The 24776-nt window shown below is 39.6% G+C and carries 23 protein-coding genes and 1 riboswitch; of the genes, 14 read left to right on the top strand and 9 right to left on the bottom strand.

Going from position 1 to position 24776, the window contains the following annotated elements:
- The first annotated feature begins 65 nt into the window (after nt 1-65).
- A complete protein-coding gene (gene clpP / locus AC4PL9_RS09600; RefSeq protein WP_491604535.1) occupies nt 66-734 on the top strand; it encodes an ATP-dependent Clp endopeptidase proteolytic subunit ClpP in 669 nt (222 codons plus the stop codon).
- A 75-nt stretch (nt 735-809) separates the two neighbouring features.
- Nucleotides 810-2036 (top strand): ATP-dependent Clp protease ATP-binding subunit ClpX, encoded by a 1227-nt coding sequence (gene clpX / locus AC4PL9_RS09595; protein WP_491604534.1) that lies wholly within the window; start codon nt 810-812, stop codon nt 2034-2036.
- 78 nt (nt 2037-2114) lie between these two features.
- On the opposite strand, the gene AC4PL9_RS09590 is transcribed toward clpX, so the two are convergent.
- From AC4PL9_RS09590 to AC4PL9_RS09575, 4 genes are all read right to left on the bottom strand, one after another.
- Nucleotides 2115-2339: a hypothetical protein gene (locus tag AC4PL9_RS09590; RefSeq protein WP_491604533.1), complete on the bottom strand. Its 225-nt coding sequence runs from the start codon at nt 2337-2339 to the stop codon at nt 2115-2117.
- A gap of 11 nt (nt 2340-2350) precedes the next feature.
- Nucleotides 2351-2581: a hypothetical protein gene (locus AC4PL9_RS09585; protein ID WP_491604532.1), complete on the bottom strand. Its 231-nt coding sequence runs from the start codon at nt 2579-2581 to the stop codon at nt 2351-2353.
- 225 nt (nt 2582-2806) lie between these two features.
- A complete protein-coding gene (locus AC4PL9_RS09580; protein WP_343789918.1) occupies nt 2807-3001 on the bottom strand; it encodes a hypothetical protein in 195 nt (64 codons plus the stop codon).
- Between the two features lie 154 nt (nt 3002-3155).
- A complete protein-coding gene (locus tag AC4PL9_RS09575) occupies nt 3156-4046 on the bottom strand; it encodes a 3-hydroxybutyryl-CoA dehydrogenase (RefSeq protein ID WP_491604531.1) in 891 nt (296 codons plus the stop codon).
- 178 nt (nt 4047-4224) lie between these two features.
- On the opposite strand from AC4PL9_RS09575, the gene AC4PL9_RS09570 reads away from it, so the two are divergent.
- Genes AC4PL9_RS09570 through AC4PL9_RS09560 form a run of 3 tightly spaced genes read left to right on the top strand, consistent with a single transcriptional unit; the run spans nt 4225 to nt 6838 of the window.
- Nucleotides 4225-4668: a DUF2147 domain-containing protein gene (locus AC4PL9_RS09570; RefSeq protein WP_491604530.1), complete on the top strand. Its 444-nt coding sequence runs from the start codon at nt 4225-4227 to the stop codon at nt 4666-4668.
- A complete protein-coding gene (locus tag AC4PL9_RS09565) occupies nt 4661-6385 on the top strand; it encodes a hypothetical protein (protein WP_491604529.1) in 1725 nt (574 codons plus the stop codon). The genes AC4PL9_RS09570 and AC4PL9_RS09565 overlap by 8 nt, the downstream gene beginning before the upstream one ends.
- A gap of 33 nt (nt 6386-6418) precedes the next feature.
- Complete coding sequence (locus tag AC4PL9_RS09560) at nt 6419-6838, top strand: TerB family tellurite resistance protein (protein ID WP_491604528.1); 420 nt, start codon at nt 6419-6421, stop codon at nt 6836-6838.
- A 63-nt stretch (nt 6839-6901) separates the two neighbouring features.
- Here the strand turns inward: AC4PL9_RS09560 and AC4PL9_RS09555 are convergent, their stop codons facing one another.
- Nucleotides 6902-9580, bottom strand: coding sequence for a hypothetical protein (locus AC4PL9_RS09555; protein ID WP_491604527.1), 2679 nt, complete (start codon nt 9578-9580; stop codon nt 6902-6904).
- Between the two features lie 183 nt (nt 9581-9763).
- Nucleotides 9764-9954: riboswitch (cobalamin riboswitch) on the top strand.
- Between the two features lie 170 nt (nt 9955-10124).
- Here AC4PL9_RS09555 and AC4PL9_RS09550 point away from each other — a divergent pair.
- From AC4PL9_RS09550 to AC4PL9_RS09530, 5 genes are all read left to right on the top strand, one after another.
- Nucleotides 10125-10331: a cysteine-rich CWC family protein gene (locus AC4PL9_RS09550; protein ID WP_491604526.1), complete on the top strand. Its 207-nt coding sequence runs from the start codon at nt 10125-10127 to the stop codon at nt 10329-10331.
- Entirely contained in the window at nt 10328-10711 is a 384-nt protein-coding gene (locus AC4PL9_RS09545) for an acyl-CoA thioesterase (RefSeq protein ID WP_491604525.1), read from the top strand. Before AC4PL9_RS09550 ends, AC4PL9_RS09545 begins: the two co-directional genes overlap by 4 nt.
- A gap of 64 nt (nt 10712-10775) precedes the next feature.
- Nucleotides 10776-11759, top strand: coding sequence for a chorismate-binding protein (locus tag AC4PL9_RS09540; protein ID WP_491604524.1), 984 nt, complete (start codon nt 10776-10778; stop codon nt 11757-11759).
- Nucleotides 11749-13437 (top strand): 2-succinyl-5-enolpyruvyl-6-hydroxy-3-cyclohexene-1-carboxylic-acid synthase, encoded by a 1689-nt coding sequence (gene menD, locus AC4PL9_RS09535; protein WP_491604523.1) that lies wholly within the window; start codon nt 11749-11751, stop codon nt 13435-13437. The genes AC4PL9_RS09540 and menD overlap by 11 nt, the downstream gene beginning before the upstream one ends.
- Nucleotides 13430-15076, top strand: a complete 1647-nt coding sequence (locus AC4PL9_RS09530; protein WP_491604522.1) for an alkaline phosphatase family protein — start codon at nt 13430-13432, stop codon at nt 15074-15076. Before menD ends, AC4PL9_RS09530 begins: the two co-directional genes overlap by 8 nt.
- An 80-nt stretch (nt 15077-15156) precedes the next feature.
- Here the strand turns inward: AC4PL9_RS09530 and AC4PL9_RS09525 are convergent, their stop codons facing one another.
- The 4 genes from AC4PL9_RS09525 to AC4PL9_RS09510 all read right to left on the bottom strand — a co-directional run bounded on the left by AC4PL9_RS09525 (nt 15157) and on the right by AC4PL9_RS09510 (nt 19850).
- Complete coding sequence (locus AC4PL9_RS09525; protein ID WP_343789887.1) at nt 15157-15819, bottom strand: aspartate kinase; 663 nt, start codon at nt 15817-15819, stop codon at nt 15157-15159.
- Between the two features lie 133 nt (nt 15820-15952).
- Nucleotides 15953-16570: an outer membrane lipoprotein periplasmic chaperone LolA1 gene (lolA1, locus tag AC4PL9_RS09520; RefSeq protein ID WP_491604521.1), complete on the bottom strand. Its 618-nt coding sequence runs from the start codon at nt 16568-16570 to the stop codon at nt 15953-15955.
- 45 nt (nt 16571-16615) lie between these two features.
- Nucleotides 16616-19132: an FtsK/SpoIIIE family DNA translocase gene (locus AC4PL9_RS09515; protein WP_491604520.1), complete on the bottom strand. Its 2517-nt coding sequence runs from the start codon at nt 19130-19132 to the stop codon at nt 16616-16618.
- Nucleotides 19133-19238: 106 nt separating this feature from the next.
- Nucleotides 19239-19850, bottom strand: a complete 612-nt coding sequence (locus AC4PL9_RS09510; protein ID WP_491604519.1) for a toxin-antitoxin system YwqK family antitoxin — start codon at nt 19848-19850, stop codon at nt 19239-19241.
- Nucleotides 19851-20048: 198 nt separating this feature from the next.
- On the opposite strand from AC4PL9_RS09510, the gene AC4PL9_RS09505 reads away from it, so the two are divergent.
- The 4 genes from AC4PL9_RS09505 to AC4PL9_RS09490 all read left to right on the top strand — a co-directional run bounded on the left by AC4PL9_RS09505 (nt 20049) and on the right by AC4PL9_RS09490 (nt 24760).
- Nucleotides 20049-21113 carry a squalene synthase gene (locus AC4PL9_RS09505; RefSeq protein ID WP_491604518.1) on the top strand — a complete coding sequence of 355 codons (1065 nt, stop codon included), beginning with the start codon at nt 20049-20051 and terminating at the stop codon, nt 21111-21113.
- A complete protein-coding gene (locus AC4PL9_RS09500) occupies nt 21097-22434 on the top strand; it encodes an FAD-dependent monooxygenase (protein WP_491604517.1) in 1338 nt (445 codons plus the stop codon). The genes AC4PL9_RS09505 and AC4PL9_RS09500 overlap by 17 nt, the downstream gene beginning before the upstream one ends.
- Nucleotides 22435-22508: 74 nt before the next feature.
- The gene (locus AC4PL9_RS09495; protein WP_491604516.1) at nt 22509-23855 is read left to right on the top strand and encodes a hydroxymethylglutaryl-CoA reductase, degradative; all 1347 of its coding nucleotides are present in this window, start codon (nt 22509-22511) and stop codon (nt 23853-23855) included.
- Nucleotides 23852-24760, top strand: coding sequence for a GYDIA family GHMP kinase (locus AC4PL9_RS09490; RefSeq protein ID WP_491604515.1), 909 nt, complete (start codon nt 23852-23854; stop codon nt 24758-24760). The genes AC4PL9_RS09495 and AC4PL9_RS09490 overlap by 4 nt, the downstream gene beginning before the upstream one ends.
- Nucleotides 24761-24776: the final 16 nt, after the last annotated feature.

Raw genomic sequence — 24776 nt, 5'->3', positions numbered from 1 at the left:
TCAGGTTGTCGGAGAAAGCTTCAGAATGTTTATCTTTAACCCAATTGAACTAAAACAGAAGAGATATGTTTGACCAGAATGAATTTAAAAAATACGCAACAAAGCACCAGGGAATTAGTAGTATGCACCTGGAAAGTTATATTGAATCCTCACTCACCCCTTATATCATTGAAGAGCGCCAGTTGAATGTCGCTCAGATGGATGTGTTCTCACGTTTGATGATGGATCGCATTATTTTTCTTGGTACGGGAATTAATGATCAGGTGGCGAATATCATTACAGCTCAGTTATTGTTTTTGGAGTCTGTAGATGCTAAGAAAGATATCCAAATTTATCTGAATTCTCCGGGAGGTTCTGTTTATGCAGGATTGGGGATTTATGATACGATGCAATACATTCAGTGTGATGTAGCCACAATTTGTACGGGGATTGCAGCTTCGATGGGAGCGGTTTTATTGTGTGCAGGTGCTGAAGGAAAGCGATCTGCTTTGAAGCATTCTCGTGTAATGATTCATCAACCGTTAGGAGGTGCGCAGGGACAGGCTTCAGATATCGAGATCACTGCTCGTGAAATTCTGAAATTGAAGAAAGAATTGTATGATATCATTGCTTCTCACAGTAAACAGGAGTATGATAAAGTATATGCTGATTCGGATCGGGATTACTGGATGACCGCACATGAAGCGAAAGACTATGGAATGGTAGATGAGGTTTTGCTTCGCAATTCAAAATAGACTATCTTTGCAGAAAATTAGAAAAAGGGTCAAACGTCACTGACGTATGACCTTTTTTGTCAGGATTAAAACTATATGTCAAAAAAAGAAACCACATGTTCGTTCTGTGGACGATCAAGAAGTCAGGTGAATGTCTTGATTGCCGGGATTTCAGGACACATCTGTGATCACTGTATTACGCAGGCGCAAAGCATTATAAAAGATGAAACGGCTGCATACCCGCAACAGGAGGATGCACCTGTAAATGTTCTCAAGCCGAAAGAAATAAAAGCGTCTTTAGAGGATTATGTTATTGGTCAGGATGATGCAAAGAAAGTCTTATCCGTGGCAGTATATAATCACTACAAAAGATTGGGGCAAAAACCTTCCAAGAATGAAGTAGAGATTGAAAAGTCCAATGTCATTTTGGTAGGACGGACAGGAACAGGGAAAACATTACTCGCCAAAACGATTGCACGCATGTTAAATGTTCCGTTTTGTATTGCTGATGCAACGGTTTTAACAGAGGCTGGTTACGTTGGAGAGGACGTGGAGAGTATTCTTTCCCGTCTGCTACAGGCTGCTGATTACAATCCGAAGGCTGCTGAAAAAGGAATCGTTTTTATTGATGAGATAGATAAGATTGCCCGAAAATCAGACAATCCTTCTATTACAAGAGATGTTTCCGGAGAAGGGGTTCAACAGGCTTTACTTAAACTATTGGAGGGCTCTGTTGTTAATGTACCACCACAAGGAGGAAGAAAGCATCCCGAGCAAAAGATGATCCAGATTGATACAAAGAATATACTGTTTATCTGTGGTGGAGCTTTCGATGGAATTGAAAAAGTTATTGCGCGACGTGTAAATAGTCAGGCAATAGGTTTTAGCTCGGCAGATCGCGAGAAAATTGACGGAGAGAACTTATTGAAATATATAAATCCGACAGATTTGAAGTCATTCGGGTTAATCCCTGAATTAATTGGTCGTTTTCCGGTTTTGACTTACTTGAATCCGCTAGATGCAGCAAGTCTCAGAAAAATTCTTACAGAGCCTAAAAACGCATTGGTTAAACAATATGTTCGCTTGTTCGAATTAGATGGCATTCGTTTGACATTTGAATCGGAGGCATTGGATTTTATCGTGGAGAAGGCAGTTGATTTTAAATTGGGGGCAAGAGGTTTGCGCTCAATTTGCGAGGCGATTCTGAATGATGCAATGTTCGAAGCCCCTTCATCTGAAGAAATGAAAGAATTAAAGATTACTGCACAATATGCAGAGGAACAATTTTCTAAATCCAAGCTGGCGAAATTAAAGGTAGCATAGCCGGGTTATTAAGATAAAATAAAAATCCCCGTTTATTGCAAGCGGGGATTTTTTTATTCATGGGGTATAAAAAGATAATTAATCTTTTTTCTCAATAGAACATGTTGCGCTTGCTACAGCTTCCTTGGAATCTTTTTCTATTTCCTCACATCTGCTCTCAGCGTCTTTTTTAGTAGAATTCTCTATTACTTCAGCCTCACCTGAGAAGCCAAAAGCACTACAGACACAAACATAATCTTTCTTACAGGATGACAAACTGATAAGAGTAACAGCAGCAATAGCCAAAATTGATTTTAATTTCATATTTATAAATATTAGTTGATAGAGCATTTAACTTGATTCATTCCGGGGATTCCTTCTCCTTCTTTATGAATACTGGTTTCTAAATTTTCACATTTACTTTTTGCATCCTTTTCTGAAACATTAAGGTAGATTTCAGAACTGGAATAGCTATAGGCAGAGCATTCACAAGTGTAGTCTTTCTTGCAAGATACAAGTGTAAACATTAGCGTTGCGGGTAGGAAGACAAACAGATTTCTTTTCATAGTTTACAATTATACATTTATTAACGACTAAATGTAGGAAAGAAAATGAATCCAAGAGGTTAGCTATTAATATCTTAACAAGATTGTAAGGAAATTGTAGTTTTATTAACTATGGGGTCGTTTTAGGAGAGGGAGGTGCGATATCTGTTTCCGGTATATAAAAAAGTAGATAAAACAAAAGGAGCATTAATTTAATGCTCCTTTCTAAGAAAAATGAGTCTTCAATTATTTTGTAGACCAAGTTCCTCCAGCGTTTTTACAAGTAGTCTCAGTAGCTTCAGCAGCATCTTTATCTAAACCTGGGTAGTCTTGAGATAAAGAAACACCATCAGCTTCCCAAGTACAAACGTAATCTTTCTTACAAGATGCTAGAGAAAGCATCGCTACTGCTGCTGCAGCAAATACAAATTTAATTTTCATGATATAAAAAATTAGGGTTAAAAAATACACTTCTAAATACTTTATACCTCGTTAGGTTAAAGCAGGCATTGCAAAACTAGCAGTTTTATTGAAAAAACCAAATTTTTTCAATAAAATTCAAAAAGCTTAACTGCTTCGTTTTGATGGCTCTAGATTATTTTTTGAAATTGTCAGAAACAATCAGATCCTTTGTCCCGTGTGTCCAGGAGTAGAATCCTTCACCTGATTTAACTCCTCTTTTACCAGCTGTCACCATATTTACCAAAAGTGGGCATGGAGCATATTTGGGGTTACCGAATCCTTCGTATAATACATTCATAATAGCAAGACAAACATCCAGCCCGATAAAATCGGCTAACTGAAGTGGTCCCATTGGATGTGCCATTCCAAGTTTCATTACTGTATCGATCTCTTCAACACCGGCAACGCCTTCATGTAAAGTAATAATTGCTTCATTAATCATAGGCATTAGAATGCGGTTTGCGACGAATCCGGGATAATCATTTACTTCTACAGGAACTTTACCAAGCTTTTTCGATGTCTCCATAATAAGACTGGTAACCTCATCAGATGTACTATATCCCCGGATAATCTCTACCAGCTTCATAACCGGAACCGGATTCATAAAATGCATTCCGATTACTTTGTCCGGACGATTAGTAACTGCCGCAATTTGGGTAATCGAAATAGAACTTGTATTACTTGCTAGAATGACATCGTCCGAAGTTGCTTCCGAAAGATCACGGAAAATCTTAAGTTTCAGATCAACATTTTCTGTAGCTGCTTCAACAACCAGTTGAACATCTTTTACGCCTTCTTTCATGTCGGTGAAAGTGGTAATGTTACCCAGAGTTGCTGATTTATCTGCCTCCGAAATTTTTTCTTTGGCGATCATTCTGTCCAGATTCTTGGTTATCGTCGCGACACCTTTATCTAAAGCAGATTGTGAAATGTCAATTAATGCTACTTTATATCCTTTTTGCGCAAAGACATGTGCAATTCCGTTACCCATTGTCCCCGAACCGATTACTGCTACATTTTTCATGATGTATAATTAATTTTTATCAATTTTCGTATCGGGTAAAGTTAGTAATTGTTATCAAAGTTTAGTGAGAATGCTCACACAAATGCTAAGGGATACGGCACAGAGATAAATTTGAAAGACCCGTTTTTCTATTGAAGGATATATTGTGTTTTTTTGTAAATTGGGGCAAAAAAGGACTATGAAATCATTTATTGCAGCTGTATTAGTATGTTTTATTATGCCTGTATTTGCACAATCTGATATTGAGGGGTATTGGGTCACGATTGACGACGAAACCAACAAGCCAAAATCAATTGTTGAACTGAAGGTTGTTCAGGGAAAGGTAGAAGGAGCAATTGTGAAACTTTATCCGCGTCCAGGTAGACCTGATGATCCGGTTTGTGAAGAATGTGAAGATCATAGAAAAGGGAAGAAAATTGTGGGGATGAAAATAGTGGAAGGTCTCTACAAGAAAGGAAGTGAGTACAAAGGTGGTGAAATTCTTGACCCAGCAAACGGGAAAATATACTCGTGTAAAATCTGGTTGTCAGATTCGAATAAGAATCAACTAAATGTTCGTGGTTATCTGGGACCTTTCTACAGAACACAAAAATGGATAAGGTTTACAGGGAAGAATGATTAAGTACTGTTCTCTCACCTTTTTATTTCTTTGTATTGTATCAGGAACAGTCGGGCAGAATCTTCAACGTACAGATGATCAGATAAACCTGAAGAAATACTGGTATTACAGATGGCGACTTCAGAATGATTTTGTTAAGGTTGGAGAAGGTGTCGGGCATTCACTTCCTATCCAAAGTCGCAAAGGAATCTGGTGGGTAAATGATATTGAAGTTGTAGACGCAACCATTTATCTGGGGTTTTACATTGGTGTATTAGCGACCGAGTATAGACTTTTACTCAATAATCAACGGTATGAAGATGTTGAAAAAACGAAGACAGAACTCTATTATGCCATCAAGGCGTACGAGCGGTTGGATCGTTTTGGAGAAGAAATGTTTGGAGGCGAAGGAGTGATTAACGGATATATAGCGCGTGATGATATTCCGTGTGATTTTATAGATTCACTGGCTAATCCGGATAACTACAGGCATTTCAATCAGAGTAAAACAATTGCTCCCGGAACCGGTAAAGTGTATAAGATACAGACATCAGATTATTGTTTTGACGGAGAGCCATTGAAAGATTTGACGGATGTAAAAGCTACACCTGAGATGTCACAGGATCAGGTGTTATGGCTGTTAATGGGATATATGCTGGTAGAAAAATCCTTTGATGACAGGATGAATTCGGTAGTGCTGCAGGATGGGACTCGTATAAAATATGACTTTAACTTTCAGGCAAGAAGACATGCTACGAATATGATCAATTACTGCCGTTACAAGTATCCTGAGAAACCCGGGAAAACAAAATGGAGAATTTTCAGACCGGATGGCGAAAAAGTGTTTCCCGGACAGAACGTTTTTGCATTTAAATATCCGTTGAGTCACATAGGTGAAAGGATGTATACGGATAAGGCAGAAAACGCTCAGCCTTTTAAAAAGAAACCGGGAAGATTCCAGTGGGGGCTAACCAAGATCTGGATTCCCTACAAAAACGTTAATGGACAAATGATTACCATTTTAGCAGCTATGTCCGGGAAGTGGGGGAAAGATGCAGAGAAGACAGTAAAGAGGATTGAACGTACATGGGAGGAAAGTAACTGGGGAAATTTCTATCTCCCGTTGATGAATTACCTTCACGGCGTAGATATTGACGCGTACGGAATTGAAGACAAAGTGCATGCTGATTTGAATCAGGCACCTATATATGGTACGCATAATATGACAAATGGTATTGTGGAAGATTTCGCAAAAGAAAATGGAATTCCCGTGTCTCCCGAAGGCTGGACATGTCATTTAAAATACAGTAGCGCTGAAAAGTATCAGAATAGCGGATATGCTGATGAAAATGTGTACAGAGGATTTTATGCCGGGTTGGATTATATGTTAATGCACAACCTGTATTATCTGACAGCTAAACGAGAGTTGCCCGAGTATCAGAATCTCACTGATAGAACAATTGATGCTGCTGTCATTGAGAAGAAGGATGAGGGAAAAGTATTCAATTCGTTTCATACCATTGAGTTGAAGAATAGTGACTCATTACGCTATTTTCTTCATTTGCGCACTGGTTATGAAATTAAGGGAGAAGGTGCCCGGATGAAAATGCGTGAGGGTATGATAGAAACCCGGTTCAGAAGGTTTGACCCCTGGAAACCGGGAAATATTCAGAACAATAGTTACGATTGGCACGAAGAATTTAAGCTGAAAAAACATCATTGGGATGCTGATTATCATTAAAAGGTAGTTATATTTGCCGAAAATTTTTTGAACATGTCAATTGCAGAAATTTTCGAATCGGGAGAGCGAAAACAAGATAAAGGTCACTTCAGAAACCTTTTGTTATTAGCGAGAGCTGACGGAGGTGTAAGTGAGGAAGAACAGGTATTGCTTAACCGAATTGCACGACGTTTAAGTCTGACACAGGCACAGGTTGAAGATATTTGTGAGAATCCTGAGCGTTATCCTGTTACACCACCTTCCGGAAAAGAAGAACGAATTGAGCGGTTTGTACAGTTGTGCGAAATGATTGCTCTGGATGGAGAGGTGACTTCGGGAGAGCAAAAAGTGATTCATCGGATAGCGATTGCACTTGGTTTTACAGAAGGGAATTACAACGAATTGTATGAAAAGACAATTAACTTGTTCAAAGAGGGAAAAACCCGAACCATGATTTTGGAAGAACTTATTTAGTAGAAAAAAGCAAGTACTATAAGAAACTCCTGTTGCATATGCAGCGGGAGTTTTTGTTTTGTATTATCGTTGTTTCATATAGCCAGGCTGGTCTTCCGGAATATCCAGTATCCAGGTGTAATAACCTATGAAATGTGAGTTGAAAAATCCGTGCCTTTTGTAGAGTGTATCTGGAATATAGATGTGTTGCGTGTCATCCAGTCCGTCAACCTTGGTTTGCGGAGCCACGCCATCTAACATACAGGGAGCTGACGATTTCCACCGTTCATGATTACAACCGTACTGCCATACTTTTTGCCATTCCTTCAAATATATTTTGCCGCTTTCTGCATTTTCAGGAGCAATGATATAAAATTCCCCAAAGTTTATTTTACCTCTTAACTCTTCCAGCATTCCCAGTGTATAAGCAAATCCCATCGAATGAGCTACAATAAACAAGGTGTCATTAAATGATTTGTTCGGAACTTCATTAAGTAACTGTAATAAATTTAAACCGGCTATTTTCCCATTCTCTTTTCGTTTGTTAAAACCTGATTTGTTTGCTTTGTCAGGAAGAAGAGTAGCTGTTTTTCGCTTGGTTGAGCCAAACCATCTTGAACCACCTGCATCGGTATATTGACAAATGTGGTGGTTGGGATCTGGGCAGCGTTTTGGGTATTTGTTTGCAAGAGATGTAAAGTTGAGCAGACTTCGGTGATTAGATGTGGACACAGAAAAATGACCATCTGCATAAAACGTCTCACTCGGATTGATGCGTTTTTGCATGACAAGATCAAATTCCTGCCAGGGGCGCCAGTAATCATACCGATCGAAGCTGTAGATCAGATTTCGTGAATCGGGAAATTCCAGGCCATTTTTACGAATGTCAGCAAAGTTTTCTTCAAACGTACGACCGATAGAAGTGGGGCGGTACCCGTTGACAAAAACTAAAATTCGTTTGGCTGGATCCTCGTCAGGAATAAGTCGGTTCGTGATATTAAAACCGGTATGATTGAATACTTTCTGATGATCGTAATAACCATTTTTATCCATATAATTGACCACAAAATAATGACTGGACGCAGGTTCTTTATACTGAAATGTGACCACAATAAGAGAATCACTCTCCGATTTTAATTTGTACTTGTTCCACTTACCTGTACTGTCCTTGTGTGCTTCAAAATAGAGTACTTTTTTACGGCGTTTCATGAACCAGCTTTCTTCGCGCTTGAGTAAAATCTCAGAAGACATTTCTTCCTCATTGGCACGTTTCAGATTCTTGTTGTATAGGATGTAACGATAAGCCTGCGGGTATTCTGTCCCTTTAAGTTCTTCAAGGTACCCCGAAGTTACTTCATACTTATCAAGCTCTGCGTTGATAAAGAAAAAAACAAACACGATTAGTGTAAGTCCGATTAACGAAACGCCTCTTTTTAGTAAAAGTTCCCAGATTCTTACTTTTCCTTCTTTCTTTTCAAATCGTGATCGAAGTTGTGTATTACTGATCCAGACTAGTAGCAAAATAAAAGTGCTGGCAATAATATGCCACCAGCAAACGAAATATTGACCAACCGAAAATAAAGGTTTGAAGAGAAGATCCTGAATATCCAGATGGTAGGACAAATAGTTCTTTTTGAAAGGTCTTTTTATGGCTGAAAGTAAGTTGCCTTCATCTGTCCGGATGTAGCCATTTTCGTCTTCCTCCCAAAAATAATATGCAACCCGACCATTATTGGTGCGAACATCTTCATCTGCATCAAAAAAAGAATAACTTCCGCTTCCGTGATGAAGCTGATCCCATTGAAAATGGGTTAGACCAATTCCTCCGAGCGTGTCCATCAGATTGTCTGTAGATCCTGCTGGTGGACCTTGATCTGCCCAACTTTCTTGCAAAAACCCGATTCCTCTTCCCAGACTTTTTGCCAGTTGCATATAAAAAACAGAATCCGCCTCCTCTTTTAAGAACCCCATAGCTTTGTTTCGAGGCATGAAGCTTTTTATTTGGGGATCTACGAATCCTGAAATAATGAAAATATAGTTTGCCTTTTTTTCGGCTTTGGGGTGTAGATCGAACCAGGTGTCACGCAAACTACGCATTTGATGCGTGTAATGATCAAATCCCTGAGGAGGATTGTCAAAAAGAATAGTAGAATCAAAGTCGGGATGAATAAAACAGGAACCAACTTCGACTTCAAAACTGAGGTTGGCAGGCTTAAAAACTTTATCCAGATATGTACGGATGCTATCTTTCGAGAAGGTACTCGGTACAAGGGGGATCAGGATCAGTTTTTCCGTTTCTTTCCGATAAATATTGACCCGCAGCCGACCGATAATAATGCTGTCATAATAGGCTTTAAGTACATAGCTGTCTTCCTGTTCGGGAAGTTGTACAGTAATTGTACTGTCATTTCTGAATACATATTTTAGCCCTGTTTTAAGCGTGTCATTTATTCTGAAGGATAATTTCCCGGGGTTAAAATCGACAGGGTTAACAAGTACAGCATCTACCTGGTCTTTTGACCGAAAACCTACAGACTTATAGGGTATGTAGTAGTTGTCTGAAAGGGGCAAGTTCCACAGATCATATTTGTCTTCCCATTCCGGGTAACGAAAAGAGTCAAAACCGTAAGACTGTTTAGGGTTACTTTTGAATTCAATAAAAGGAAGTTGTCCGGATTCGCGGTAGGTAGAAATGATTTGATTCTGACCTGTTACTGAAAGTATCAGTCCGAAGAAAAAGAGAAGAACCAAGCACTTTCGCATATTACTGTATCGTAGTTTTCGAAAATAAAATTCTGCATTCGGGCTTATTCATCAAAGATAGCCAATTTCATTCATCTATTCCGAATTAGTTTGCCTGTCTCTTGACAGGAAGGCGATCTTTTTAATCAATACGAACAATTGGGATAAATATTCTACCTTTGACGCGAGTTCTTTAAGTTGATTTTGTAATCAAACGGAAAAGGTTACATCGGAATGATGTACGAAAAGGGAATCGTGTGTAAATCACGAACTGTCGCGCAACTGTAAGTAACGTAAAGGTTTTGGCTGAAATATCCACTGTCTGTCAACGAATGGATGGGAAGGGTGCCGGAATTGTTACAAGTCAGGAGACCTGCCTGTTCCGAAAGGGTTTAACTTTCGCGATTTGAAGTTGAAAACCAGGTATGATACATTGATACTCGTGTTCTTGTTACTAGTAAACACGAGTGCTGTTGTTGTACCCCATCTTCAATAATAAATCCGGAATAAAAGTACTAAGAGAGTATGTGTATCATGCGCTTCTCAACGTAAAACAGGTTAATCGATGCAGCAAAAAGGGAATAAAAAATGTTCGCAATGTGGAAGAGAGTTTATGTGCAATGCAAATCAAATTAATCAATGTCATTGTCGTACAGTGGTGTTAACAGCAGAGCAGCAGGAACTACTAAAGCAATGTTTTTCCGATTGTCTTTGCCATGACTGTTTAACAACGATTGAAAAAAACACGGATAATAATAAAAGGAAGTTATGACAAAAGATGAAAAAATTAGCAGGTCGGAAACACGTATTTTTAAAGCTGTTTTTCCAAATACAACCAACCATTATGATACGCTGTTCGGAGGAACTGCCATGCAGTTAATGGATGAGGTTGCTTTTATAACAGCAACACGCTTTAGCAGACAACGGATGGTAACAGTAAGCAGTGATCGTATTGATTTCAAAAAACCCATCCCGGCGGGAACTATCATAGAGTTAGTAGGAAGAATAACATATTTAGGAAACACAAGTCTTAAAGTACGGGTAGATATCTTTATAGAACAGATGTATTCGGATGAGAGAGAGAAGGCCGTAAGTGGTGAATTTACTTTCGTAGCTATTGATGAAAATAAGCAGCCGGTGAAGATCGAGTAAACAAAAGCATTTGTTTCGGGAACTGCAACGAACTATCGTATTCTTTGTTAATTTTGTGTGTGACATGGACGAGTATCTTATATATCGCTTTCCCGGAGAATCTATACAGTATTTTTCAGGACGTTGGGAGAAAACAACACTTCAGAATGTGTTAAATCAAACCGGGCGATTTGTTGTCTCCACAGATGACGGTAAAGAGGTTTTTGCTTTTATTTCTGAAGTACAGATTGAAAGAGAAAATTTCCTTCCTCAACTAAAAAGTGAAAGCACTCAGATAGCTGTCTCAAGAGAGGGGTATAGCTTTGCTTTAGAGGAACTCTTGAAGGAGATGGAGGGGGGAATTCAGAAAACAGTATTTTCGAGGATTGATCGACGTCATTGGGATGCAGCCGGAATTCTGGAAGTTTTCGATGCGTTGGAAGAAGCCTATCCGAACACATTGGTTTATATTCTTGTTTCTGAGCAATGGGGAACATGGTTAGGAGCAACTCCCGAAACATTATTGGCGCGTTCAGCAGGTCATTTTCATTCTATGGCACTTGCAGGTACATTGCCTGCAAATACAAATGAAGATTGGACAGAGAAGGAAAGGGAAGAGCAGGCGTATGTGGAAAAATACATTCTGAAAGCGATACAGGAAGAGGGGATTTTACAACAACAATCGGAAGTAGAAGAACGATTTGCAGGACCGGTTAAACACTTGTGCACCCGTTTTCAATTTATGCTGGAAGAAGATCGTCTGGAACCATTTATCAGACGACTTCATCCTACACCGGCAGTGTGTGGTATTCCACTTGAGGAAGCTCGTGCTTTGTATAGGAAATATGAAGAACATCAACGGAAACTATATACCGGTTTTATAGGAAGGGTGGGAAGAGATAAGTTTAATCTTTTCGTAAACTTGCGTTGTATGGAGTGTTATATCGATTCAGTAGATTTGTATGTGGGTGGTGGAATTACAAAAGATTCTGTTCCTGGTAAGGAATGGGACGAAACCGTTCGAAAAGCAAATACGCTGGGACAATTTTTAAGTAAACATGAAAGATAGTACCGTAAAAACGGGGGTTCAGATTCTGGTTCATTCACTGTTGAAGCATGGAGTAACTGATATTGTTTTTTCCCCGGGTTCCAGAAATGCACCATTGGTGGTGGGTATTGTTGGTTCGGGAAAGTTCAAGACCATTTCATTACCGGATGAGCGAAGCGCTGCCTTTTTTGCATTGGGAATAGCCCAACAAACCGGAAGACCGGTGCCTGTTATATGTACGAGCGGAAGTGCTTTGCTGAATTATGCTCCCGCAGTGGCAGAAGCATTCTATCAACGAATTCCTTTTTTAGTAATTTCTGCCGACAGACCGTTAGAGTGGATCGATCAGGGAGACGGGCAAACGATTCGCCAGGCGGGGGTGTATTCCAATTTTATTGACTATCAGGTGAGTTTGCCTGTGGAGCCTGCTACAGAAACTCAGGAGTGGTTGTATCACAGAGAAGTAGAAACAGCTGTTAATCTTTCTGCAAAGGGACCGGTTCATATTAATATACCGTTTGAAGAGCCTTTGTACGCTCAAAAAGTTGAAACTACCCGTGAAAGAGAATCCATTCATTTTCCGGAGGTAAAAAAATACTTGAGTGATGCTGTGATATCTTCGTTACGGGAAGAATGGAAGCACGCAAAACGGAAAATGATTATTGTTGGACAACAGGATCGTGATCCGCGATTTACAACTTTACTGGATGCTCTTTTAAACGATGATGATACGACTGTGTTGGTTGAAAACACCTCCAATATTGTCCATCAAAGAGCAGTTCATTGTATTGACAGGACACTTGCAGTTATTGAAGGAGAAAAAGAGGAATACCTCCCAGATTTGTTAATTACCTTTGGAGGAGCTGTCGTTTCTAAAAAAATAAAAGCTTTTTTGCGGTCAGCAACTCTAAAACACTGGAGGATAGGGGAGGATATGCCGTTTATGGATACCTACAAGCATTTGACACAGTCAATTCCCGTTTCACCTGTCGACTTTCTGGCCCAATTTACAGCCGGATTGGAAGTAGAGACTGTGTCTGGATTTGGAAATAAGTGGAAAATGGCAGATTACAAAGCGATAGATCTACATCATACGTACCTGCGTGATTTGTCATTCTGTGATTTAAAAGTAATGGAAATCGTCCATGATTCTATTCCCGAGAAAAGCGTACTACACTTGGGGAATAGTTCGGTGGTGCGTTATGCACAGTTGTTTGATCCGCTGCGATTTGTTACCTACAGAAGTAACAGAGGAACCAGTGGAATTGATGGTTGTGTCAGTACGGCAGCAGGGGCCGCATATGCAGATACAAAGTCGGCTCACACGCTTATTGTAGGTGATATTTCGTTTTTCTACGATTCAAATGCACTCTGGAATCAGTTTTTAACGACAAATCTGCGCATAATTGTTATTCACAATGGCGGAGGAGGAATATTCAGGATCATTCCCGGTCCGGATACAACTGAGCAATTAGACGATTATTTCGTTACACAACACGCATACTCTGCTGAATATATTTGTAAAGCATTTGATATAACCTATTTATCAGCTTCTTCAGAAGAAGAACTGGAAACGAATATTGCAGAGCTATACAGACCGGTTGAAAATAACCGTCCTGTACTACTGGAAGTTTTTACTCCCGGAACCGTGAATGATAAGTACCTCAAAGAATATTTTAAAACACTTGGAAATGGTTAAAACAAGTTGGTTAGTATTGATCTGTATCCTGTCATCAATGGTAGGGTGGGGGCAGAAGAAAAATCCTAAATTGATTGTAGGAGTAGTTGTCGATCAAATGAGAGCGGATTACCTATATCGGTTTGCTCATCATTATGGGGAGGACGGATTTGTGCGATTGATGAAAGAAGGAGTAAATTACCAGAACTGTCATTACAATTACGTTCCAACCTTTACAGGACCGGGACATGCATCAATTTATACCGGGACAACTCCTGCAAATCATGGTATTGTAGCAAACACCTGGTATAGTAAAGCTGAACAGAAAAGAGTAAATTGCGTAGAGGATATAACAAGTTTACCGGTAGGGTCATCCGAAAAAACAGAGGGGAATTTCTCACCTGCCCGCCTGAAAGCAAATACCATCACCGATCAGATTAAATTGACTGATAGTCGTGCTAAAATTCTTTCCGTCTCGATAAAGAATCGTGGAGCCATTCTGCCCGGTGGGCATCATCCTGATGGAGCATACTGGTATGATTATTCCAACGGTGGTTTTATGACGGGAACCTATTACAGAGAAAAACTTCCGGAGTGGGTAGCAAGGTTTAATAAAGAAAATGCAGCTCAAACATATTTTCCAGCGATCTGGGAAACGATAAAACCGATCTCAACTTACCTGGAAAGCAGAGAAGATGATTATGCTTTTGAACGTGCTGTGACAGGAGAAAATCCTGTATTTCCATACGAATTAAAAAAAGCGGTTAAGAAAGGGAAAAGTTTAACCAAGTTATTTGTGCAAACACCCTTTGCTAATACTTTCCTGACGGATTTTGCAAAAAAAGGAGTTGTTAGTGAAGGGTTAGGAAAAGACGAGGTAACCGATTTTTTAGCTGTTAGTTATTCTTCTCCGGATATAATAGGGCATTCGTATGGCCCTTATTCAAAAGAGATGCAGGATGTCATGATTCGTCTGGACAGAGATATCGCTGATTTACTAAATTTTCTGGACGAGTCGGTTGGGAAAGGGGAGTACCTGTTGTTTCTGACAGCGGATCATGCGGTTGAACCTATTCCGCAATATCTGATTGATCACAAAATGGCTGCAGGGTATTTCTTTTACAAACCATTTATTGAACAGATTAAAAAGAGAACGGAAGAAAAGTTTGGGAAGGATATTGTCTCGGATATGTATAATTACTCTATATACCTGAATGATAGCCTTATTCAGATTAATGGTTTTGATAAACAGGAAGTTGTGACGTTTGTGCGTGCAGAGGTAGCTGCGTACGCACATGTTAAACAGGCTTACACTTCTTCTGAATTGATGAATAATAATTTCGTACATGACTGGTCAGTTCGGATTGCGAAAGGTTTCCATCCGGCAGAGGCAGGTGATGTACTTTTTACATTAGAACCGGGTTATCTGGGGGTAAAGGAGGATTCTTTTGCGAGTAAACAGGGGACAAGTCACGGTTCTGCATTTAATTATGATACGCAGGTTCCTTTGATTTTCTTTGGAAAAGGAGTTTCTTCAACCAATGTGTACAGGGAAGTTGAAATCACTGATATTACACCTACTTTGGCTATTTTGTTGGGGCTGACAAAGCCCGGAGGAACAACGGGAAAGATTCTTACAGAATTGCTAGAGAATAAATAAAACGTAGAGGAAATAAAAAAACAGCCTTCATGATAACTAAAAAATGTTACGTGAAGGCTGTTTCTTTTTGAGGTAGACTCTTAAATACCTTTTTTCAGGCGCATGAGAACCGAGAAAGTCAAATCAATATCGTTGGTGTCAACAATAATTGAAAACTCGTTTGCGGTAGATACGATCTCAACAATATTAATTCCTTCCCATGCCAGATGTTTCAGAATGTAATAGTAAACACCTGATATATCCTTGTTGGTTGTAGGAAGTTTTATGGTAACAGAAGCCAAATTGGCAATGTGAGCCCGCAGACTTTCTCCGGCGAAAATCTCCTTAAACAAGGGAGCGGCAACACTACTTGTTATATAGGTAGTTTCTGTAACGCCATGGCATACGGTGAAAAATGTATCTTGTTTTTCAGATAGTTTGCGCATGAGTTCTATCTGTTTGTTTTTCAGGTTGTCTGAATTCTGGTACGTGTAATCTTCCAGATCACTACGAACAAGGAAGTCACCCAATTCACCCATCATGTGGCGAATTTTCATGTTGATTTTGTGATACGAACCGGGAGACATACGTTTAATAGCCATAACGATGGCGCCTTCCTTTACTTCCTTTTTCATCAACTCCTCTATTTCGGGCTTTAGCTTCCTGGCTAATGCAGAAATATTAATGAGTTCTTCAGTGATGGCTTCTCGTAAAAAAGGTGAACGATTAATAATGTCTTCTGTTATCTTCCCGATGGTTAACATATCATGAAAATTGTGTTGAATTTGTCGCTAATTTAGAGATTAATTCGAATCACTTGTTAAAAAAACACGGCTAAAACCTTTGGAAAACAAAAAAGAGGGGCTGCCCCCTCTTTTCATAAATTAGTATAGTTTTTTAATTGTCGACTTCCTGATAACCTGGGTAATTACGTTTGTCAAAAACAAATTTTGAAGCAGGAATATCAATATTTCCATCAAATTTTACCATTTCATAAGTCATTGAAGTTCCGTCTTTCATTTTAACCTGAACGGATTTCAGATCATTTGAAGTAGAAACCTTCAGGATAATCGTGTGGTATTCACTTTTTCCCGGATCTTTCGGATACAAATTAATAACGTGATTATTTCCTTCCTGTTTAACATACTTACTGGAAAAACCATTTTCCCAAATGCTCATTAACTTTTTAGGATTTAATGATTCATCATCTTCATCTCCGGCAGAAGAAATATAAACCGCTTTATCTTCTTTGGAAACAACCCACAATTTAATTCCGTTTGAAATAATTGTGTTTTCTCCGTAAACAGTATGAAATTTATCACCTTGCACCCATCCTTTTCCGGTAGTGTTTTCATTGATTCCGGTATCCGTGTTTTTTATGGTAGCTTTAAAATCCAGATAAAAGGATTTGTAAGATTTGATCTTTTTACTCAAATCATTCAGGATGGATTGTGATTTATCCTGAGCAAAGAATGGCGTTGTGGCCAATAAAAAAAATACTACTAAAAATCTCATGATGTTTATTATTTTAATGCTAGTTACGCATAAACCATGCCAAAATTACAAAAGTCCTTTTGATTTTAGCAACTCTTCCAGTTGTATTTCATCCTGAACCAATACTTCCCGCGCTTTAGAACCTTTGAAAGGCCCGATTATTCCATGAGCTTCAAGTTGATCTACAATTCTTCCGGCACGGTTATAGCCTAACTTGAGTTTACGTTGTAATAAACTGGCAGATCCTTGTTGGTGGGTTACTATTACACGGGCACCTTCAATAAACATCGAATCCAGGTCTTCCATATCGACATCTGTAGAATCTCCTCCTTCACCAACATACTCAGGTAGTTCGTAAGCGCTTGGATAGGCACGTTGGTTTCCTATGAAGTCACAAACCTCATCCACTTCCGGTGTGTCGACAAAACCACATTGAAGACGGGTAAGGTCATTTCCTGTAGAAATAAGCATATCTCCCCGTCCGATCAATTGATCAGCTCCGGAGCCGTCCAGAATGGTTCGCGAGTCAATTTTAGAAAGAACACGGAAAGCGATCCTCGCGGGGAAGTTGGCTTTGATCATACCGGTGATAACATTCACCGAAGGACGCTGAGTTGCAACGATAAGGTGGATTCCGATGGCACGTGCAAGCTGAGCCAGTCGCGCAATTGGGTGCTCAACTTCTTTGCCGGCTGTCATAATAAGATCAGCAAACTCATCAATAAGAACAACAATATACGGCATATACCGGTGTCCTTTTTCAGGATTAAGCTTTCGGTTGATGAATTTATGATTGTATTCTTTGATGTTTCGCACATGTGCTTCTTTCAACAGCTCATAACGATCGTCCATCTCAATACAAAGCGAATTTAGTGTAGCAACTACTTTACTGGTATCCGTAATAATGGCATCCTCCTCTCCCGGAAGTTTAGCCAGAAAATGTCGCTCTATTTTATTGTATAACGTTAATTCCACTTTTTTAGGATCGACAAGAACAAACTTTACCTGAGCAGGGTGTTTTTTGTAGAGTATGGAAATCATGATGGCATTCAATCCGACAGATTTACCCTGACCAGTAGCTCCAGCAACCAAAAGGTGAGGCATCTTTGTAAGATCGAAAACCATAGTTTCGTTGGTGATGGTTTTTCCCATCACAACGGGAAGCTCCATATCTGCGTTCTGGAATTTTTCGGAAGAAATTAATGAGCGCATGGAAACCATCTCCGGTTTTGAATTAGGAACTTCAATTCCGATCGTTCCTTTTCCGGGGATAGGAGCAATAATACGTATTCCGAGAGCGGCAAGACTCAATGCAATATCGTCTTCCAGGTTCTTTATTTTCGAAATACGCACTCCCGGAGCAGGAATAATTTCATACAAAGTGACTGTAGGTCCCACAGTAGCTTTGATCTTGGAAATCTCAATTTTGTAATTTCCGAGCGTTTCAACAATCCTGTTTTTATTGTTCTCAAGTTCCGATTTGTCAACGTTAATTTGCTTACCGCCATAATCCCTCATCAGGTCAATTGGGGGTAACTTATAGCTGGACAATTCGAGTGTGGGATCATACTCTCCGAACTCTTCTACTTTCCGGTTGATTTCTCTATCTGTTAGTTCTTCTTCGGTTTCTGCTATCTCAACCGAGAAATCTTCATCATCACTCAGATCATTATCATTTTCTTCGTTGTCAGAAGAAGTGTTCGCTTGCTTTTCAGCTTCTCCGGTAGAAATGATTTCCAGAGTTTCAAAGGCTTCCTCTTCTTCCTCTGTCATTTCTTCTTCGTCTTCTTCAGTAAGGTCAATGGTCGTTGCGGGTTTTTCTTCTGTAATATCTTCCTCCCGAATGGTGCTTACAGCTTCGTACTCGTTTGTATTAATATGTTCTTCTTCCGTTTTAGGTGTAGTTTCTTCTGAAGCTTCTCCTTTTAGCCGGACCATGAACGCCTGTATGTTGGGGTTGAACAGGATGATAAATCCAATAAATCCGGTAATGGCAACAAATAAGAAGGCGCCGAATCCTCCAAGATTCAACTTGAGCCATTCATTAATTTCGTAACCAAAAGTTCCTCCTAAATTGGAGATGTGAGCAGCAAAAAAACCAAGGAAAATACTGAACCATACAATGCTGATAGACGAAATTGCCAGCATTTTACTGATTTTCATAATATGTAGCCGAAGTAATAGTTTTGATCCTATCACCAATGCTACAAAAGAGAAGAGCATGGAAGAGACACCAAACCAGCGATAAATGAAAAGATGGGAAATCCATGCACCGAATTTTCCTAGCCAGTTTTCCACCGGATCAGCATTTTCTTCAAATAGAAACTCCCAAAGACTCTTACCAATTACCCGATCCTGGTCTGCCTGCCAGGTGAAGAAATAGGAGATACACGCCAAAAGAAAATAAACAGAAAAGAGTAAGAAAACAGCTCCAAGAATATTCCGGGTTTTATTCTTATTCAGTTTACCTTTTAAGAAATTCCCGCCCTTAAACGAAGGAATAGAAAATTTGGAGCCACTTTTAGCTGCTGTTTTCTCCTTTTTTTCATCTTCCTTGGTTACAAGTTTGTTCTTTTTTGCCATTTACAGAAATTCTTAATCTTACGAAGATAACAGGTAAATAACAAAATAATGGGCGCAACCTCCCTGATGTTTCCACAGGGAGGTGTTAATCGAATGTTTCCAGTGTTTATTGCTGTTCAGTTCGTGTTCCTTCTTCGTATAACTCATTAACGATTACTTCCCCTTGTTTGTTGTAAAATGTTACTTTCCCATGTTTTACACCAGCACGATATTCTGCAGAAAGAGAAAGTGTGGAGTCAGGATAGTAATTATGGCAGACTCCGGTGAAGAATTCGTTTTGATACAGTTTGAAATCTTGTCCGTTCAGCGTATCTCTATAATCAGTTAATTCACTGCAAGAGCAAGTAATAGCGTTGTCGGCTGTTGGATTGAGTAAAATCCCGTCTTTGTATAGTGTCTTTGTCATGAGGTTCCCTTCCATGTCATAAATAAAAGTGTAACCGTATAACTTGCCTTTGAATAATTGTTTTTCCTCCATTACCAGTTCTGTGTTGGGGTAGTTTCTGTAACAGGTTCCACTGAAAGGAATGTCTGCTTTTATATAAGTTTCGGTAGATCCTTTTTGTTGTTTTTCCAATTCATTACAATCACATTTTTCCAACTTCTCATATATGCTATAGTCTCCAGCAAGGATGGCAGCTTCAATACTCTCGGTATCCGGTGAACACGAATAGAAAAATAGTGTGGCAGGGAAAATGTAAACAATAAATTTCAGCATGGCTTTTTTTGCAAAAATAATGAAATGATCTGATGTTAGAAGAGGATTGTGTACAGGATGAAGAGTGTTAAAATTTTAAAAAAATGAAATTAGGTGTAACTTATAAGGTAGGTCCCCGTCTTACAGCAAAACTTTTCTATGCTGGAAAGATTATTATATTATTCAGTTCACCCGTCTGAGCTAACGTATTTGTTTCAGATGAAACGGAAGTTTAAAGACTTTCGTCCTTCGGAAGAGCGTTTGGATACGATGGCTCCGGATATGTCGGATGATGAGTTTTGTTTTGAAGCACTGAAAAAAGTTTCCCGTTCATTTTCTGTGGTAATTCAACAGTTGCCTGAAGAGCTCCGGAAGCCTGTCTGTTTATTTTATCTGATTCTTCGCGGCTTGGATACGGTTGAAGATGATATGAAAATAGACCACGAACAGAAAGTTGAGTGGTTAAATACATTTGCTTCCAGAATGAATCAGGAAGCATTTACATTGGATAATGTAGGAGATACCCAGGATTACAGAGATTTGATGAAGCATTTTGATAAAGTGCTTCGTGAATATCATAAACTGGAAGAAAAGTACAAAGTAGTTATTACGGATATTACTGAACGCATGGCGTTTGGAATGAATAAGTACTTTGTGGGAGAAGTTGATTCGTACGAAGATTGGGATGACTATTGTTATTATGTTGCCGGTTTGGTGGGAATTGGTTTGAGCCAGTTGTTTATAGCATCGGGAATAGAAGATGATGACCGTCTGAAAGATGAAGCTCTTTCCAATCATATGGGGTTATTGTTGCAGAAAACGAATATTATCAGGGATTTTGCCGAGGATCTTGACGGTGATCGTCTGTTCTGGCCAAAAGCAGCCTGGAATAAAGTTGTTTCCGACCCTGCTGACTTGCAAAACAATGAAAAACAGGGAATGGAAGTATTGAATAGTTTGGTTGTAAATGCGCTTCAGCATGTTCCTCACTGTTTAAATTATATGAGTGCTCTGAAAAATTATGATGTTTTCCGTTTTTGTGCAATTCCTCAGTTGATGGCAATAGCTACTCTTTTTGAACTTTATGGTAATCAGGATGTTTTGATTAAAAATGTAAAGATCAGAAAAGGGAAAACGGCGCGCTATTTTATGTCCGACATGGACTTTCAGGCGACGGAGTCAGAATTTAGAACTTTTTTAGAAAAGCTCTACAATAGAAGCGGAGATAAAACGATTAAAGACATTATAAATAAAATTGAACAACGCAATGCAGTCGGAGTATGATATCATAGTAGTTGGAGCTGGCGTGGCAGGAGGTGTTTTTGCATGTTCTCAAAAAGATACAGGGCGGAAAATACTTGTTGTTGAGAGAGATTTGTCTGAACCGGATCGTATTATAGGAGAACTATTGCAACCCGGAGGTCTGGAATCGTTAAAAGCGTTGAAGCTGGATTACCTTACGGAAGGCTTCGGGGCACAACCCGTGTATGGTTACACTTTAATTAAGGGAGATCGTAACTTCTCGATTGAATACAAAGATGCAGGGTTTGCTGCTTATGGTCTGGGTTTGAGAAATGGGAAATTCCTGACGTCTATTCGCACAGAGTTACAGAATCTGGAGAATGTCAACCTTGTTGAAGGAGATGTAACAGATACAATAGAATCCGATGGTCGTGTGACAGGAGTGAAATACACGGACAAATCTACCGGGAATCAGGTTGAAGCACATGCGCCGTTAACGGTGGTGTGTGATGGGCCATTGTCGTTGTTTCGTGAAAAATTAAGTGTCCCGAATAAGGAAGTAAGTAGCTACTTCATGGGGTTAGTCTTGAAGGATGTTAAACCGTTGAAAGAAAGTCACGGTCATATGATCGTTTCGGGAGACTCTCCGGTTTTGGTTTATCCGATCAATGATAACGAATGGAGAATTCTTATTGATTACCCTGGGACAAAGCCTCCGCGTTTGGGAGAGAAATTGAAAGAATCCCTGAAAAAGGAAGTCACACCTTTGTTACCTGAAGGAATGCAACAACCTTTTGTTACGGCTTTGGAGAATGATCCGTTACAAGTTATGCCAAATCATAAGATGAAGGCACAGGCAAGGCATAAGGACGGGGTCGCTCTTTTGGGAGATATTCTGAATATGCGTCACCCGTTAACAGGGGGAGGTATGACAGCTGTCTTTTCGGATATTATCACACTAAATTCAAAGTTAGACGGAGTTGATTTTTCCGATAAAAAGAAAATAGCAGAGGCAATAAATGCTTACTATTTGAATCGATCAAGAGGGGTTGAAACAATTAACATCCTTGCGAATGCACTTTATCAGGTGATGATTGATGAAGATCTTAAGATGGCTTGTTTCGAATATTTGAATGCGGGAGGAGAGAAGTCTTCGGGGCCTCTTTCTATTCTTGCGGGGATGAACCGGGATAAACAGTTTTTACTGAAGCATTTTTTTCGGGTTGCTATGCAGCATCCGGTAGATTTTGTTATACGTCCGGCGAAACAGTTTCGTTTATTGAATAAAGCCGTTGGGATTATCCGTCCGATACTGAAAGAAGAAGGTAAACCCGCTGTATTGAACACCGATACGGGCAAATAATAGTGGATTAAATGACGTACCTTTGTGGTAGCGAAGGGACTAATAGAAGAGCGTAGATAGATAAATAAGAGAAGATGAATAATAGAGCGAGTTTGTTAAATGGTTTTTCAAAGCTTACGAGAGAGGAGAAGTTAGAGGTGATTGGCGGGCTGTTTGATAACGGCGATGAAGTTATCGAAAGATTTAAAGGTTTTGAGCACCAGGATGAAGTTATTCAGGAAATGATTAGTGAATTCAGTGAAAATTCTATTTCTAATTTTCATCTTCCTTACAGCGTTGCACCTAATTTTATGATTAACGGAAAACCGTACGTAGTGCCAATGGTAATTGAAGAAAGTTCAGTAGTTGCTGCCGCTTCAAATGCCGCTAAGTTTTGGTTTTCCAGAGGTGGTTTTCATGCTGAGATCGTTGATACTCAAAAAGTAGGGCAGGTTCACTTCATTTGGAAAGATGATAAAGAGACACTGATCCAACGATTTAACGAATTAAAACATTACCTGATTTCAGGAACGGAAGATATTACTGAAAATATGCGTAAGCGTGGTGGAGGTATTCTTGATGTTGAACTGAAAGATTTTAGTGATCAGGAAGAAGGATTGATGCAGTTGTTTGTAACCTTCGAAACAAAGGATTCGATGGGAGCAAACTTTGTTAATTCCTGTCTGGAGCGCTTTGCTGACCTTTTCAAGAAATGGTATGCTTCTCAATCTGAATTTTCAGGGGAAGGACTTGAAATCGTTATGTGTATTTTATCCAACCTTACGCCAAATTGTATGGTAAAATGTTGGGTGGAATGTGATGTGAAAGAGTTTGATAACCTTGTACCGGGGACAGACGGTGCTGATTTTGCCCGTCGTTTCCGAACGGCAGTTCGTATTGCACAAATTGATCCGTATAGAGCAACAACACATAATAAAGGAATTTACAACGGTATAGATGCTGTGGTTTTGGCGAGTGGAAACGATTTTCGCGCGGTTGAAGCTTGTGGGCATGCATACGCATCTATGAACGGAGGGTATTCATCTCTTACCGATTGTCAGATAGACGGAGATAAGTTTACATTCACACTACATTTACCTATTGCATTGGGAGTTGTCGGAGGATTGACAAATCTGCATCCCTTGGTCAAGCTTTCTATGGCTATGCTAGGGAATCCGGATGCCCGTGAATTAATGGGTATTGCGGCGGCGGCAGGTCTGGCGAATAATTTTGGAGCCGTTAAGTCATTAGTAACTACCGGAATTCAGCAGGGGCACATGAAAATGCACCTGTTCAATATTATGAAACAGTTGGATGTGTGTAATTCTGAAAAAGACCGTGTAGTAGAATATTTTAAAGACCGAAGTGTATCGGTTTCAGGAGTGCGGAAATTTGTGGAAGAACTCCGAATGGTACAGGACGCAGGTTGCATGAATATATGATAGTTACAGAAACGAAAACATACAGAGCATCAGGGAAATTGATGCTGTTCGGAGAATACATGGTGCTCAAAGGAGCGCCATGTTTAGCTATTCCTCTTCACTACGGACAAACCTTACAGGTTGAAGAAACTTCTGCGTCAGGGATAGAGTGGAAAAGCTTTGAATTGAGCGAGGTATGGTTTACAACTCGTCTGGATACGGCATTTAACATTCTTGAGACTTCTGATCAGGAAAAGTCAGATGTGTTAGTGAATTTGCTAAATGTCATCCGAGAGGAGAAACCGGAATTATTTGAAACCGGATTACGATTTAAAGCTCAGTCTGATTTTAACCTGCAATGGGGGCTGGGGTCCAGTTCTACATTAGTTAGTTTACTGGCGCAGTGGTCAGGAGTTAATCCATATAAGATTTTAGAGGAGACGTTTGGCGGTTCAGGCTATGACATAGCCTGCGCAACTGCTGTGAAGCCGATACTTTATGAGGTTGCGGGGAGAAAAACGCAGGAGATAGAACTGCCGGAATCCGTTACAAGTAATTTTTTGTTTGTTTATAGTGGAAATAAACAAAATTCTCGCAATGAGATTAAACGATTTAATAAGAGAGAAACAGCACCAGAAGATGTAAAACAGATTCAGGAAATTATAACTCAATCTCTACGTGCAGAAACCATTAGCGACTTTGAGAAGTCGTTGTCGGAAAGTGAAAATCTGTTATCGGAAATTCTGGGAATGCGAACGCTAAAACAAGAGCGTTTCCCTGAGTATCCGTTTGAGATTAAATCACTGGGAGCCTGGGGAGGAGATTTTTTTCTTGCGACTTTTCGGGAAGAAGAGCAGGCAAGAGCCTATTTCCTTGAAAAAGGATATGATACTATGTTTACGTATCGTGAATTGATTTTTAGATAAAAGAAGAAAGAAACCA

The organism is Wandonia sp., assembly GCF_984588085.1.
The sequence above is the reverse complement of the archived record's forward strand: the minus strand, read 5'-3'. Positions and strand labels throughout refer to the sequence as shown.